The 14,463-nt window shown below is 66.3% G+C and carries 14 protein-coding genes; 5 read left to right on the top strand and 9 right to left on the bottom strand.

The features are described from left to right. Positions 1 to 42 precede the first annotated feature (42 nt). The gene (locus ON44_RS31620) at positions 43 to 723 is read right to left on the bottom strand and encodes a TrmH family RNA methyltransferase (protein ID WP_040696920.1); all 681 of its coding nucleotides are present in this window, start codon (positions 721 to 723) and stop codon (positions 43 to 45) included. An 81-nt stretch (positions 724 to 804) separates the two neighbouring features. Further along, positions 805 to 1,143, bottom strand: a complete 339-nt coding sequence (locus ON44_RS31625) for a hypothetical protein (protein ID WP_040696923.1) — start codon at positions 1,141 to 1,143, stop codon at positions 805 to 807. 95 nt (positions 1,144 to 1,238) lie between these two features. Between ON44_RS31625 and ON44_RS31630 the strand changes: the two genes are divergently transcribed. The 3 genes from ON44_RS31630 to ON44_RS31640 all read left to right on the top strand — a co-directional run bounded on the left by ON44_RS31630 (position 1,239) and on the right by ON44_RS31640 (position 3,888). After that, positions 1,239 to 2,603, top strand: a complete 1,365-nt coding sequence (locus tag ON44_RS31630) for a sensor histidine kinase (protein WP_083898245.1) — start codon at positions 1,239 to 1,241, stop codon at positions 2,601 to 2,603. Further along, complete coding sequence (locus ON44_RS31635; protein WP_174415179.1) at positions 2,600 to 3,253, top strand: LuxR C-terminal-related transcriptional regulator; 654 nt, start codon at positions 2,600 to 2,602, stop codon at positions 3,251 to 3,253. The genes ON44_RS31630 and ON44_RS31635 overlap by 4 nt, the downstream gene beginning before the upstream one ends. A gap of 182 nt (positions 3,254 to 3,435) precedes the next feature. Next, positions 3,436 to 3,888: a DUF3592 domain-containing protein gene (locus tag ON44_RS31640; protein ID WP_040696927.1), complete on the top strand. Its 453-nt coding sequence runs from the start codon at positions 3,436 to 3,438 to the stop codon at positions 3,886 to 3,888. A gap of 61 nt (positions 3,889 to 3,949) precedes the next feature. Here ON44_RS31640 and ON44_RS31645 read toward each other — a convergent pair whose 3' ends face one another. From ON44_RS31645 to clpB, 7 genes are all read right to left on the bottom strand, one after another. Then, a complete protein-coding gene (locus tag ON44_RS31645; protein ID WP_083898246.1) occupies positions 3,950 to 4,672 on the bottom strand; it encodes a lysoplasmalogenase in 723 nt (240 codons plus the stop codon). 20 nt (positions 4,673 to 4,692) lie between these two features. Then, the gene (locus ON44_RS31650; protein WP_040696930.1) at positions 4,693 to 5,751 is read right to left on the bottom strand and encodes a beta-ketoacyl-ACP synthase 3; all 1,059 of its coding nucleotides are present in this window, start codon (positions 5,749 to 5,751) and stop codon (positions 4,693 to 4,695) included. A 150-nt stretch (positions 5,752 to 5,901) separates the two neighbouring features. After that, complete coding sequence (gene pyrE, locus ON44_RS31655; RefSeq protein WP_051182658.1) at positions 5,902 to 6,468, bottom strand: orotate phosphoribosyltransferase; 567 nt, start codon at positions 6,466 to 6,468, stop codon at positions 5,902 to 5,904. A gap of 5 nt (positions 6,469 to 6,473) precedes the next feature. Continuing rightward, the gene (locus ON44_RS31660; protein ID WP_051182667.1) at positions 6,474 to 7,304 is read right to left on the bottom strand and encodes an SDR family NAD(P)-dependent oxidoreductase; all 831 of its coding nucleotides are present in this window, start codon (positions 7,302 to 7,304) and stop codon (positions 6,474 to 6,476) included. Between the two features lie 61 nt (positions 7,305 to 7,365). Then, positions 7,366 to 8,499, bottom strand: a complete 1,134-nt coding sequence (locus tag ON44_RS31665; RefSeq protein WP_245567413.1) for a TtfA family protein — start codon at positions 8,497 to 8,499, stop codon at positions 7,366 to 7,368. A gap of 56 nt (positions 8,500 to 8,555) precedes the next feature. Then, on the bottom strand, positions 8,556 to 9,389 hold the full coding sequence (locus ON44_RS31670) for a DUF5666 domain-containing protein (protein WP_040696935.1): 834 nt from the start codon (positions 9,387 to 9,389) through the stop codon (positions 8,556 to 8,558). 430 nt (positions 9,390 to 9,819) lie between these two features. Next, the gene (gene clpB / locus ON44_RS31675) at positions 9,820 to 12,378 is read right to left on the bottom strand and encodes an ATP-dependent chaperone ClpB (RefSeq protein WP_040696937.1); all 2,559 of its coding nucleotides are present in this window, start codon (positions 12,376 to 12,378) and stop codon (positions 9,820 to 9,822) included. Positions 12,379 to 12,612: 234 nt separating this feature from the next. On the opposite strand from clpB, the gene ON44_RS31680 reads away from it, so the two are divergent. Both ON44_RS31680 and ON44_RS31685 read left to right on the top strand, forming a co-directional pair. Further along, complete coding sequence (locus tag ON44_RS31680) at positions 12,613 to 13,548, top strand: NADP-dependent oxidoreductase (RefSeq protein ID WP_040696939.1); 936 nt, start codon at positions 12,613 to 12,615, stop codon at positions 13,546 to 13,548. Between the two features lie 6 nt (positions 13,549 to 13,554). Then, entirely contained in the window at positions 13,555 to 14,454 is a 900-nt protein-coding gene (locus ON44_RS31685) for an LLM class flavin-dependent oxidoreductase (RefSeq protein ID WP_245567414.1), read from the top strand. The last annotated feature ends 9 nt before the right edge of the window (positions 14,455 to 14,463 follow it).

The raw sequence follows: 14,463 nt of genomic DNA on the forward strand, positions 1-14,463 counted from the left end.
TCAATGGTGCCAGCTTCGAGCCGATTAATACCGGTCTTTTCGTTACCAAGCTGACGTCAAATCGGCATGTTGCCGGATCCATGCGTGCATTGCGATACCGGCCGCGACTCCGGCATTGATACTGCGGGTCGAACCGAACTGCGCGATCGAAACCGTCAGTGCGGCCGCACCCTTGGCATGTTCGGTCACACCTGGCCCTTCCTGCCCGAACAGCAGCAGGCAGCGGCGCGGCAACTCGACGGTTTCCAGCGGAACCGACCCGGGCACATTGTCCACGGCGACTATGGTCAGGTTTTCCCGCTCGGCGAAGGCGAGTAGCTCGCCGATATCGGTGTGATGTTCGATGTGCTGATAACGGTCGGTGACCATGGCGCCGCGGCGATTCCAGCGCCGCCTGCCGACGATGTGCACGGCGGCCGCGGCGAAGGCGTTGGCGGTGCGCACCACGGTGCCGATATTCGCATCGTGGCCGAAGTTCTCGATGGCGACGTGGAACGGATGCCTGCGGCGATCGATATCGGCGATGATCGCCTCGCGCTTCCAGTAGCGGTAGGCATCGACGACATTGCGGCGGTCACCGCCGACAAGCAGCTCCGGATCGTAGTGGGGATCCTCCGGCGGGGCTTCTCCGTACTCCTGCGCCCATGGTCCGACACCGTGCGGATGCTCGCCCCATTCGGTGGGTCCTGGCTGCTCGGCCGTATCCGGCGCGGGGTGGTTCACCCCGACGATGCTAATTCCGGCCGCCCCGCGCTCTGCGCGATGGGCCCGGAGGCGAACACCGCCACCTGCGGGTGGCCGGATTCAGTACGTCGAGGACGAGGAGCCGAGGACGCCGACAGCGGCGAGGACCACCATCAGGATGATGAACAGGATGGTCAGGATCAGCAGTATCGAGGCGATCATGCCGCAGATATATCCGGCCTGGACGCTGCCGCGACCACCGATGGCGCCGCCGGACGCATCGATCTCGTTGAGCGCCTTCTTGCCCATCACCCACGCGACCGGGCCGAGGAACTGGCACAGCAGCAGGCCGAGAATGCCGAGGATCATGATCGTGATGGCTTGCGGATGATCCTGTGGCGGGCCATAGGCTGGGTAGCCGTACGGCGAACCGTACTGCGGTGGCGGCGGATAGTTCATGCGCAGGATGGTAGTTGGTGGTGTGGCTGGCCACACCTCGGATTCGGCGGCCAGCTCGATCGAATGCCGCCGCGACCGCGACAACCATGGAGTCCATGACCGAGACACAAACCCTCGTGCTCGAAGCGCCCATCGGCAAGACCGGTCCGGACGCGCGAAAGGTGCTGCGCGCGGTGCTACGCGCGCCGATCCAGGCCCGGACCTGGAAGCAACTCGTCTATGTATTCACGGTTTTCGTGATCGGCATGCTCGCCGTCTGCTATCTGTTCTTCGGTTTCGGCGGCGGTTTGTATGCCTCGATCTTCCTGATCGGCATCCCGATCCTGGCACTGGTGATTCTGGGCGCGCGGCTATGGGCGAAGGTGTATCGGGCGCTGGCCAGGGATCTGCTGGATACGCCGGTGGACGCGCCGCCGCCGCATGTTTCGCAGCCGGGCTTTTTCGGATTTCTGAAGAGCGCGTTCACCGATCGCGCGAGTTGGCGGGCCATTCTGTTTCTGTTCGCGCAGGCCGTACTCGGTGTGGTCGGCGGCTATCTCGTGCTGATCGTGGTGGCCATGACGGTATTCACCGCACTCTCGCCCATCCCGTGGGTGCTGTTCAACCCGACAAATATCGACGACAACGGCGTCGAGCACCATTCGCTGGCCCAGTTCGGATCCTTCTATATCGACACTTGGCCAAGGGTCTTGCTGATGTCCGCGGTCGGCATCATCTGCTGTTTCGCACTGCCGTGGCTGCTGCGCGCGGTGTGCTGGGTGCACGGACTGCTCACCATCGCCTTGCTGTCGGCGACGGCGCGGGACCGGCAACTGGTCGAGTTGCGTGCGAGTCGGCGTGCGGCAGTCGAGGATTCGGCGGCGACGCTACGTCGGGTGGAGCGCGATCTGCACGATGGCACGCAAGCGCGCTTGGTCACCATCGCCATGGCCCTGGGCCGGGCCGAGGAGCGGATATCCCTCGGCGGTGACGCTCGCGATCTGATCGCCGACGCACACGCCAATGCCAAGGAGGCGCTGACCGAATTGCGTGAACTGGTGCGTGGAATCCATCCGCCCGCACTCGAATTGGGGCTCGGGCCGGCACTGGAGACACTGGCTTCGCGGTGTGCCGTGCCGGTGGAGCTGCGCGTCCATCTGCCGCAGCGGCCGAATCCGGCCATCGAGGCGATCGCCTACTTCTCGGTCGCCGAACTGCTCACCAATGTGGTCAAACATGCGAGTGCCACCAGTGCGTGGGTGTCGGTCGTGCCGACCGATGCGCACACCATCGCGGTCTCCGTGCGCGACAACGGAATCGGTGGTGTACTGCAGCCGATGGACGGAGAACACGTTGCGGGCAGCGGACTTTCCGGACTGGCCGCGCGGGCGCGTGCGGTGGACGGCACGCTGACCGTGCAGAGTCCGACCGGCGGGCCGACCGTGGTGACCATCCTGCTGCCGACGGCCGGGCCACGGTGAGTACGCCGTTGCGGGTGGTCATCGCCGAGGACAATGCGATCCTGCGCGACGGGCTGGCGGGACTGCTGACCGAGCGCGGCCACGAGGTGGTCGCCATCGTCGGCGATGCCACCACCTTGAGCGATGTGGTCGGCACCTACAACCCCGACGTGGCCGTGGTGGATGTGCGGATGCCGCCGACCTTCACCGACGAGGGGCTGCTCGCGGCAATCGAGTTACGCCGCAAATATCCGCTCACCGGCGTGCTGGTGTTCTCGCAGTGGATCGAAACCCGCTATGCCACCGAACTTCTCGCCGGCGGCGCGAGCGGTGTCGGCTATCTGCTCAAGGATCGGGTGGCCGACGTCCGCGACTTCGTCGACGCCCTGGACCGCGTCGCCACCGGCGGCACCGCACTCGACCCGGAGGTGGTGAGTCAGTTGATGGGTGCCGCACGCCAACAGGATTCGCTCGCCCGGCTGACACCCCGCGAGCGCGAGGTCCTCGAACTGATGGCACAGGGACTGTCCAACAACGCGATCGCGACCGCACTCACGGTCACCGAGCGTGCGGTCGAAAAGCACATCGGCAATATCTTCACCAAACTGGATCTGCCACCCTCCGACACCCACCACCGCCGAGTCCTCGCGGTCCTGCGCCTGAAGGGTTGAACCGGCGCACCGGAAAAGGCCGACCTTATCCCGGCTCGCTGGCATTCGGTTGCTCATCGGGGTGGGAAATGGGCTGTTGGGACGCGGTGGGGACGGGCAGGTCACGGTTGTGGTCAAGGCGGGTTCACGGTGGGGCGGGCGGTCCTATCCTGGAGGTGCAGGGCAGTCGGGTGGAGGCTGGCATGGATCACGCACGCGTTCTCCGCACAGTGCTCGGGGTGACCACCGGGTATTTGATCGTGCTCGGATTCTGGCTGGGCTGGCTACTGCCGCATACGCCGCCGGGGACCGAGCCATTTCAGATCGTCGCGCTGGTCGGCCTGTTCGGATCGTGTGTGGGCGTCGGAATGCTATTGGCGGCTCGGCCATCGCGTGCGGATCGGCAGTTGTGGCGGCACGGGCTGGAGGGGTGGGCGACCATCGAGGGCGCGCATACGCTGCAACGCACCGATCATCACACCGAACTGACCGAATTCGATCTGGAGCTCGTTGTGCCGGGATCCGAAAGTTACCGTGGCACCATCGTTTTCGATGTCACACCGGCCGACAAGCCGCGGCTCGCGGTCGGCGAGACCATCTCCATCCGGGTTGATCCACAAAACCGCGATCGGATCATTCTCGTTCTGGGGCAGTAGCTTTCGACCACCCGGCCGACACGGACCGATCCCGCATTTCGCCGAATCGACGGGCGCGAGGTCAGTCCCGCACGTGCGCTCGCGGGTCCGCGAGCAGATATTGCGCGGCCGTGTAGGTAGCCAGGATGACTCCCTCGGTGACCCGCCGGGAACGCTCATTGCGCGCGAACAGCCGGCGCAGCACGATCAACCCATCGGAAACGGTGAACAGCAATGCGCCCAGGCCGAGCCGACTACGCGGATCGGTGCTCGGAATATTCAGTCCGGCAATGTTTTTCGCGCCTGGAGCCAATCCGGGATCGGAGGCGAGCACCGCCGCACTGCCCAGCGTCGCACCATAGGCCGTCAGCGGAGCCGCGACGGTCGGCGCCTTGGCCCGCATCAGCAGTGCGGCTCCGAGCCAGGCCAGCACTCGTGGCACCGCGATCTCCGGGCGCGGCCGCCCACCGCGCCGCCACCACAGCACCGAATATCCGGTCTGCATCACCGCGAACGAGGAAGCCCCCGCGATCAGCCGCCGATCATTGTCCGGCTCGATCAGCAGTACATCACCGATGGTCGCGGCACCGAGGGAACCCAGCAGAACCGTCCGATCAGCCGGATCCAACACCGCTCGATCGGTCGCCACATCCGCCGCCAACAGCGGCATCAGCAGCGGCTTCGCCACCCACTGCACCTTCTCACGGCCGGTCACCGCGCCGTACACGGTCGCCGCCGCAGCCGCCAGAAATGCGGCTCGGAACGGACGCCGCGACGAGCCCGGAGGCGTAGCGACTGCTTGCAGGTCGCTCGAGTCAGACACCGTCAAAAGCTCGGCTCGTTCGGAGCGGGCGGCAGCGTGACGACCTGGCCCGCATAACTCAGCCCCGCACCGAAACCGAGCAGCAGCGCCACCTGGCCGCCCTTGGCCTTACCGGTAACCAACATTTCCTCCATCGCCAAGGGGATGGAGGCGGCGGAGGTATTGCCGGTGTTCTCGATGTCATTGGCCACCGGGATGTCATCGGCCAGCCCGAGGTTCTTCTTCATCAGCTCGTTGATGCGCGCATTGGCCTGATGCGGAATGAAGACCTCGATATCGTCCTTGGAGACACCGGAGACCTCGAGCGCCGAGGCCAGCGCGCGCGGCAAAGTGACCGCCGCCCAACGGAATACCCGCGGGCCCTCCATCCGCAGCGACATCCGGCCGATGGGCTCGACGGCCGGATCGATGCCCTGCAGCCGCTGTGCCCTCTCCATGTATTCGAGGAAGTTGACGTCCTGCTCGATCGCCGAGGCATTCTCGCCGTCACTGCCCCACACCGTCGGGGAGATGCCGTTCTCCTCGCTCGGGCCCACCACCACCGCGCCCGCGCCGTCGCCGAAGATCATCGCGGTGCCGCGATCGGTCGGATCGAGTCCGACCGTCATCGTCTCGGCACCGATGAGCAGCACATATTCGGCCGATCCCGCCCGGATCAGGTCGGCGGCGACGCCGAGGCCATAGCCGAAACCGCCGCAGCCGGAGGTCAGATCGAAGGCCGCGATACCGTTCATCCCCAGGTCGTTGGCGACCTTGGGGGCGCCGTGCGGGGTCAGCGTCAACCAGCTCGAGGTGGCGAGAATCAGCGCGCCGATCTTGGACCGGTCGATGCCGCTGTTGATGATCGCCCGCTCACCGGCGGCCGCCGAAATCGACTGCAGCGTTTCGTCACCGCTGATCCACCGACGGTTGCGCACACCGGTGCGCTCATAGATCCACTCGGGGGTCGAGTCGAGAACCTCGCAGACCTCTTCATTGCTGACCAGGCGTTTCGGACGGTAAGCACCGATGCCGAGCATCGCGACATTCGCACGGCTCTTATTGACTGCAATGCTCACCACAGGTAACTCCACGACCCTTCACTGTCTCCGACCGCCTCGCTGCGCTCGGCGTATGCGTCCCCCTTATCGGGTCGCAACGCTGTCGATGTTTCAAAGCGATTCGAAGCTCCGACCACCAGCGATTGCGACCCGGGACCGCATATTTGCAGCTTAGCCGAGGGCGAGATCCTTCAATCCAAGGATGGACCGGTACTCCAGGCCCTCGGCCGCGATCACCTGATCGGCACCGGTCTCCCGGTCCACCACGGTCGCGACGCCGACGACGGTCGCACCGGCCTCGCGCAGCGCGCGCACGGCGGTCAGCGGCGAATTTCCGGTGGTCGTGGTGTCCTCGACGACGAGCACTCGCTTGCCGACAATGTCCGGGCCCTCGATCTGGCGCTGCATGCCGTGGGTCTTGGCGGCTTTACGCACCACGAAGGCGTCGATCGGACGGCCGGGTGCGTGCATGACGGCCAGCGCGACCGGATCCGCGCCCATGGTGAGCCCGCCGACGGCCTCGAAATCCCAGTCCGCCACGAGTTCGCGCAGCAGCTTGCCGATGAGCGGTCCGGCACCGTGGTGCAGGGTAGCGCGGCGCAAGTCGACGTAGTAGTCGGCCTCTTTGCCCGAGGACAGTGTGACCCGGCCGTGCACGACGGCGAGCTCGCGCACGAGTGCGGCCAATCTATCTCGGTCGTCCGTCGAAACGGGGGCCTTGTTCGCCTGGTCGATCATGTCTGTCAAGTCCTTCCGCGTGCGTTGAACATGCCGCGATTCAGTCGGGCCGCCAGGGCTCGCGGGATCATCCCGGCGGCGGTGGTGAGCACTTTGTACTGCACACCGGGCACGCTGAGCACCCGGTCCTTCTCCAGATCACGTAGCGAACCGGCGACCACTTGGTCGACGCTCAGCCACAGCTTTTTCGGCAGCGAGGACATCTCGATACCGGCCCGCTCGTGGAATTCGGTGTGCACGAATCCGGGGCACAGGGCCTGGACCCGGACTCCCGTTCCAGCCAGTCCACCCGCCAGCCCTTCCGTGAAGGATACGACGTAGGCCTTGGAGGCCGAATAGGTCGAACCACGTCCGGGGATCAGACCCGCGACGCTGGCCACATTGACGATCGAACCCTTCGCGGACGCGATCATCGACGGCAGCGCGGCCCTGGTGAGCTGCACCACCGCCGTGACATTGACATCGAGTTGGGCTTGGACCTCGGCGGGCGGCTGCGTCCAGAACTCCCCCGACTGACCGAATCCGGCATTGTTGACCAGGAATTCGATGCCGTCGGCGGCGCGGGCCAGCACCCGATCCCGATCGTCGGCCTTGGCCAGATCGGTGACAAGCACCTCCGAACGGGTCGCGAATTTCCGCTCGAATTCCGCGGCGAGTGCATTCAGCCGGTCCTTGTCGCGGGCGACGAGCACCAGGTCATAGCCGAGTGTGGCCAAACGCACGGCGAATCCGCGTCCGATGCCGGAAGTCGGTCCGGTGATCAGCGCGACGGGGCGGGTGGCACCGGGCAGGCGCACAGGACGGTCGGGCCCGCCCGTCTCCCGGCCACCCCTCATGGAATCGCTCCGCGATCCTGCATTCATTGCACAATCCGAGTCGAGAGGGCGCCATGCCCGCTCACTGCGGCACGGGTCCCTGATATGGGCGGAATCCCGGGTGGAACGGACCGCCTGGCGGTTCCGGAGTGTGCTCGGCCGACGGCCAATCATCCGCATCCGGCTCGGACCGGACAGGCTCGGGCTTCGCGGGTTTGCGCTGAGCGGGGCGGTCCTCCGGCGACCAGTCGTCCTCCGGTTCCGCCGCCCAGCGCTCGTCGCGGGCCCGTGAGCGAGAGTCGGGGACGACGGCGAGACTGGGGCGGCGCGGCGGTTCCGGGGTCACCGGTTCGGCGGCCGGTTCATCGTCGTAATAGTCGTCGTCGGAATACTCGCGGTATTTCGGCCGGTCGAAATCGTCTTCGTCATAAGACGATTCGTCGTAGGCGGCGTCCTCGTAGTCGTCGTCGAAACCCTCGCCCTTGCGCAGATCCGCCGACGCGACCCGCGCGGCCACCGGACTGTCCGCCTCTTCCTGGTCATCCGAGCGCTTGCGCGGATGAGGGCGTCCCGGATTGTGCCCACCGGAATCCACCCCGCGCACATCGCTGACGGGCGGCAGCACATGCAGCAGACCGGACAGGCGAAGCACCGCATCGATGGCGGTCTCCCAATCCTTGGCCACCGTCCCGACATTCAGCATGCCGAGGGTCCAATTGCCCTCACTCCACAACATCTGCACGCTATCGGGCAGCGATTCGATGAAGGCGACCATGCGCTGGTCGACGGCGTGCCTGGCGATCTCCGGATTGGTCGCGAACACCACCCGATCGCCGATCGCGCCGAGCAGTTCCAGATCGGCGTCCTTCGGCGGGGACGCGGTCTTGAGCCGCATATCCACATCGATATCGGAGCCGATCTGCCTGCGCACCGCGACCAGCGTCGCCGCATCTTCCAGATCGAAGAGGACGAATTTCTCGCCCTTGCGGATGCCGGACACCACATCCACCGCGGACAGGTAGCCGAGCTTGGCCAACGCACCGCGGCGCCAGGTGGACGCCAGCGCCGGTTCCACCGACACATACGTATAGCCCTGGGCCTTCGCCCACACCTGGCGCGCATGACCGGTCCGCTGTCGCTGGACCCGATCGAAATACAGCAGCACGATCGCACCAACGAGCGCGATCGCCGCCAACCCGAACCACATTGCCGTCATCGTCGCCTACCCTATAGAGCCGACAGGGCTATTGCGCATCACTGCCCACTGATATTTCACCGCGTGCCCCCGGGCAGTGCGGTACTGATGATGATCTTCGCGTCGATCGAACCATCCGCGGCCTTATCACCCTGCACCACAACCATGTCGCCGACCGGAAGATCGGCTGCCTTGGACCCGGTCAACGAGATCACTTGGGTCTTATCGGTGGTGCGCACCGTCACGGCGGATCCGCCGACGGTGTCGAGGGTCAATTGGCCACCGGCATTTGCGGTGATGGTGCCCATGGTCGCGCCGAGGCTATCGATGCCACCGAGTCCCGGAATGCTCGGCAGGACCTGAGTGGACGACGGACCGCCCGAGGGCGCGGTGCCGGTGGATCGGCCCGCGGTCGGGAAGGCCGAGGTGCTCGCGGCGGAACTCGACGGGGTGTCCTTATCGCCCATCAGCACACCCGCGAGCACGCCGACCGCGCCGATCAGCAGGATCACCCCGAGTCCGAGAGCGATCCACAGGCCGGTATTCCGCTTGCGCGGCGGTTGCTGATCCTGGGGTAGGTTTCCACCCGGCGGGCCGGGCGGATACTGCGCGCCGGGCTGGCCGTATGCACCGACCTGGGTCGGCTCCTGCCACGCGCCACTTTCCTGCCCGCCCCACTGGACCTGGCTGTCGTACGGCGGGAACTCCTTGGTGGCATTGACCGGCGGCGGCCCCCACGGCTCGTATTGTTCGGTCGACGGATAGACCGAGGTCGCATCGCCGTGGCCATACGCGTCGGTGTATTCCGCCGTATGCGACGAAGGCTGGAATCCCGACTTACCCGACGGACCGATGTGTTCCGTCGGCGCATCCTCCGGTCGCTGTGCCCAGGGATCGTTGGGACTACTCATGGCCTCCAGGGTAGGCTCTGTTGTTTTTGCCGCGCCTTCGGCGCGGCGTGTTCGCGGCCCCCGGGTGTCTCGCGTCCGAGCCGTCGAGACTCGCGACTGCGTCGCATGCGCTTCGACGACTCGGACGCGAGACGGGCCGCGAACGGGTCGCTCGTAAGACTCGCTCCGTTGGGGTCACCGATGGCGGATCGCTCGGCGTCGATGCACACGCGCCGGATGGTCGAGTCCCGCGCGTGCGGCGCATGCGCTTCGGCCATCGGGCGCGAGACGGGCCGCGACGTAAGACTCGCTCCGCGGTAGTCGGCAATTGAGCGGATCGCGCGGCGCCTGACTTACGCCGGGCGAGACCGGCGGTGCGGTGCAGTCTCACGGAGGCAACCCGGCTGCGGTTCTATCGCGCAAGCCGGGCCGCTGCGTGGGCCACCTGCGGTCAGCCGCGGCCGACGATGAGGCCCTCGCCGTTCGGGCTGACGTTGACCGCGACGGTGTCGCCGTCGGTGACCTCGCCCGCGAGCAGTTCCTTGGCCAGGGTGTCGCCGATGGCCTGCTGGATCAGCCTGCGCAGCGGGCGGGCGCCGTAGACCGGGTCGTAGCCGCGCACGGCGAGCCAGAACCGGGCCGAATCGCTGACATCCAGCTTCAACCTGCGCTGCGACAGCCGCTTCTGCAGCTGGTCGAGCTGGATATCGACGATGGATTCCAGCTGCTCCTCGTCGAGGCTGTGGAACATGACCACATCGTCGAGGCGGTTCAGGAACTCCGGTTTGAAGGCCGCGCGCACCGAGTTCATGACGAACTCCGGATCGCCACCCGCACCCAGATTCGAGGTCAGGATGAGGATGGTGTTGCGGAAGTCGACCGTGCGGCCCTGGCCGTCGGTCAGGCGACCCTCGTCGAGTACGGCGAGCAGGATGTCGAAGACATCCGGATGCGCCTTCTCGATCTCGTCGAAGAGCACCACGGTGTAGGGCCGACGTCGGACCGCCTCGGTCAGCTGACCGCCCTGGTCGTAACCGACGTAGCCGGGCGGGGCGCCGACGAGCCGAGCGACCGAGTGCTTCTCGCTGTACTCGCTCATATCGATGCGGACCATGGCGCGTTCGTCGTCGAAGAGGAAGTCCGCCAACGCCTTTGCCAGCTCGGTCTTACCGACACCGGTCGGGCCGACGAACATGAACGAACCGGTCGGCCGGTTCGGATCCGCGACGCCGGCGCGCGCCCGCCGCACCGCATCGGAAACCGCCTGCACCGCCTCGGTCTGGCCGACCACGCGTTTGCCCAGTTCCTGCTCCATCCGCAGCAGCTTCTGGGTTTCGCCCTCCATCATCCGGCCGACCGGAATACCGGTCCAGGACGAGACCACCTCGGCGATATCGTCGGGGCCGACCTCCTCCTTGAGCATCACTTCGCCGTCAGCGGCTGTGGCGGAGGCCTTTTCGGCCTCGGCGAGCTGCTTCTCCAGCGCCGGTATGCGCCCGTAGCGCAGTTCGGCGGCCTTGCCCAGATCACCGTCGCGCTCGGCGCGTTCGGATTCACCGCGCAGCGATTCCAATTCCTCCTTGAGGACTCGCACCTGGTCGATGGCGCTCTTCTCGTTCTGCCAGCGGGTCATCAGCTGGTTGAGCTTCTCGCGGTCGTCGGCGAGTTCCTGGCGCAACTTGTCCAGGCGCTGCTTGGATGCCGCGTCGGTCTCCTTCTCCAGCGCGACCTCCTCGATCTCCAACCTGCGCACCGCACGCTCGACCTCGTCGATTTCCACTGGGCGCGAGTCGATTTCCATGCGCAGCCGCGACGCCGACTCGTCGACCAGGTCGATCGCCTTATCCGGCAGGAACCGGGAGGTGATGTAGCGGTCGCTGAGCGTGGCGGCGGCGACCAGTGCGGAGTCGGTGATGCGCACACCGTGGTGCACCTCGTAGCGCTCCTTGATGCCGCGCAGGATGCCGATGGTGTCCTCCACCGACGGCTCGCCGACCAGCACCTGCTGGAAGCGGCGCTCGAGGGCGGCGTCCTTCTCGATGAACTTGCGGTATTCCTCCAGCGTGGTGGCGCCGACCAGGCGCAGCTCACCGCGGGCGAGCATCGGCTTGATCATATTGCCCGCATCCATCGCCGATTCACCGGTCGCGCCCGCGCCGACAATGGTGTGCAGCTCATCGATGAACGTGATGATCTGTCCCGCACTGCTTTTGATCTCTTCGAGTACGGCCTTGAGCCGCTCCTCGAATTCGCCGCGGTACTTCGCACCGGCCACCATCGCGCCCAGGTCGAGCGAGACGACGGACTTGCCGCGCAACGATTCCGGCACGTCACCGGCCACGATGCGCTGGGCAAGGCCCTCGACGATCGCGGTCTTGCCGACGCCGGGTTCACCGATCAGCACCGGGTTGTTCTTGGTGCGACGGCTCAAAACCTGTACGACACGGCGGATTTCGGTATCACGCCCGATCACCGGATCGAGCTTTCCTGCGCGGGCCGCCGCGGTGAGATCGGTCGAATACTTCTCCAGCGCTTGGTAGCTGCCCTCCGGATCGGCACTGGTGACGCGCGCGCTGCCGCGTACGGTGGTGAATGCCTCGCGCAGCGCGTCGGGGGTCGCGCCGTACTTCTTCAGCAGCATGGTCACATCCGAATCGCCCTCGGCCAGGCCGACCATGACGTGTTCGGTGGAGACGTATTCGTCGCCGAGTTCGGTGGCCAGGTGCTGGGCGGCAGTGATCGCGGCCAGAGCCTCGCGGCCGAGTTGGGGTGTGGTGGTCGCACCCGTCGCTCGTGGCAACTTGTCCACGATGTCCTGTGCCTCGCGTCGAATCGTCGCCGGATCCACCGCGATGGCCTTGAGCAAGGGGGCGGCGATGCCATCGGTTTGATCCAGCAACGCCACCAGCAAGTGCGCCGGACGAATCTCCGGATTGCCCGCGGCCGAGGCGGCCTGCAGGGCGGCGGTCAGGGCCGCCTGGGTCTTGGTGGTGGGATTGAACGAGTCCACAAGTCACCTTCCTACTAGTCGATTCGCACTATCCAACGTCCGAAAGGTTGAGTCTGTTCCACTCAACTTCAATTTCTCGACCGGACCGCTCGACACTCGAACAGACTCGATTCGAACGCTACGCCGCGACACTGCCGAATGGCATCAATCTCCGGGTCTACGGGACCGCGATGCCTACGATGGCCTTGGCCGTTGGTTGATGCATCAAATCCAGCCCGACTCGAGGAGCGATGGATGCGCGCGATCGTGGTACGAAGCTTCGGAGCAACACCCGAACTGGCCGAAATGCCGACCCCCGAACCCGGCGCGGGTGCGGTCAGAATTCAGGTCGAGGCGGCCGGTGTCAACCCCTTCGATCAGAAGATGGCCGGCGGCATTCTGGATGGCAAGCTGCCGCACGATTTCCCGATGATCCTCGGCGTCGACGGTGCGGGCACGGTGGCCTCGGTCGGCCCCGGCGTCACCAAATTCGGCGTCGGTGACCGCGTCGTCGGCAAATTCCTGGTCCCGCCCGCGGGCCACGGCAGCTTCGCGGAGTACTCGGTACTGCCCGAGGACGCCACCCTGGTCCCGATCCCGGACCGGGTGCCGACCGTCGCGGCGGCCGCCCTGCCGACCGCGGGCATCACGGCGCAGGACATCGTGGACGCCACCAAGCTCGAACCGGACCAGAAGGTCTTGATCGTCGGCGCCACCGGCGGCGTCGGCTCCTTCCTGGTGCAGCTGGCGAATATCGCCGGAGCGCACGTCATCGCGACGGCGCGCGGAACAGTCGCCGATCAGATGACCAGGCTCGGTGCTGCCGAGACCATCGATTACACCCGGGGTCCGGTCGCCGAACAGGTCGCCGCCGCGCATCCCGACGGCGTCGACGCACTGTTCGATCTGGTGAGTCCACCCGAGGTGCTGGCCGAACTGACCGCGTTGGTCCGCGACGGCGGCACCGTCTACTCCACCATCTGGTCCGCCGATCCGGACGTACTGCGCGATCGCGGCATCAAAGGCGGCAATATCGAATCCTCCGGACGCGGACCGGAACTGACCCGCCTGCTCGATCGGGTCGCCGCAGGCGATGTGGTCGTGCCTATCGACGCGACCATCCCGCTGGATCAGGGCCTCTCGGTCATCGGCGCGGCGGGCGCGCGGGGCAAAACCGTGCTAGCCATCTGAGCTCAGGTGCGCTCCCGCATAAAGAGCTCACGCCCACCCGAATTCGGCCTCTTCCTGATTCCGGAGGCCGATAACTACCAGCAGATCACCGAGCTGACGACCTATGCCGAAAGCGCCGGACTCGACCTGATCGGCGTCCAGGACCATCCCTACCAGCGACGCTTCCTCGACACCTGGACCCTGATCACCGCCCTGGCCATGCGGACCGAGCGAATCACCTTCTTTCCCGACGTCGCCAACCTGCCCCTGCGCAATCCCGCGGTACTCGCGAAATCCGTTGCCTCCCTCGACATAATGACCGGCGGACGAATCCACCTCGGACTCGGCGCAGGCGCGTTCTGGGCCGCCATCGCCGCCATGGGCGGCTACCACCTGAGCGCGGGCGAGTCGGTCCAGGCGCTGGCCGAGGGCATAGCGGTCATCCGGGCCATGTGGAGCGACGAACGTTCGGTCCGGGTGCCCGGCACCTATCATCTGCTCGCCGGTGCCCACCCCGGACCGCAGCCGCAGCACGATCCCGGCATCTGGCTCGGCGCGAAGGGACCGCGCATGCTCGCCCTGACCGGACAGCGCGCCGACGGCTGGCTGCCCTCGGCAGCCTGGGCCCCGCCCGAATTCCTGACCGAGGCGGGTAAGCGCATCGACGATGCCGCCGCCGCGGCGGACCGCGATCCGCGCGCCATCCGCCGGGTCTACAACCTCTCCGGCACCATCACCGCCAACGGTACGGACCACGGGTTCCTGGAGGGCCCGCCCGAGCGCTGGGTGGACGACCTGTCCACACTGCATCGTGACCAGCGCATCGACGGCTTCATCTTCTGGCCGACCGAGGGCGACCCCGTCGACCAGGTACATCGCTACGCCGAATTGGTCACGCCCGCGGTGCGCGCGAACGTCGCGAGTTGACCCGGCGGT

It is taken from the genome of Nocardia vinacea NBRC 16497, assembly GCF_000308835.1.
In the GTDB taxonomy this organism is placed as follows: domain Bacteria; phylum Actinomycetota; class Actinomycetes; order Mycobacteriales; family Mycobacteriaceae; genus Nocardia; species Nocardia vinacea.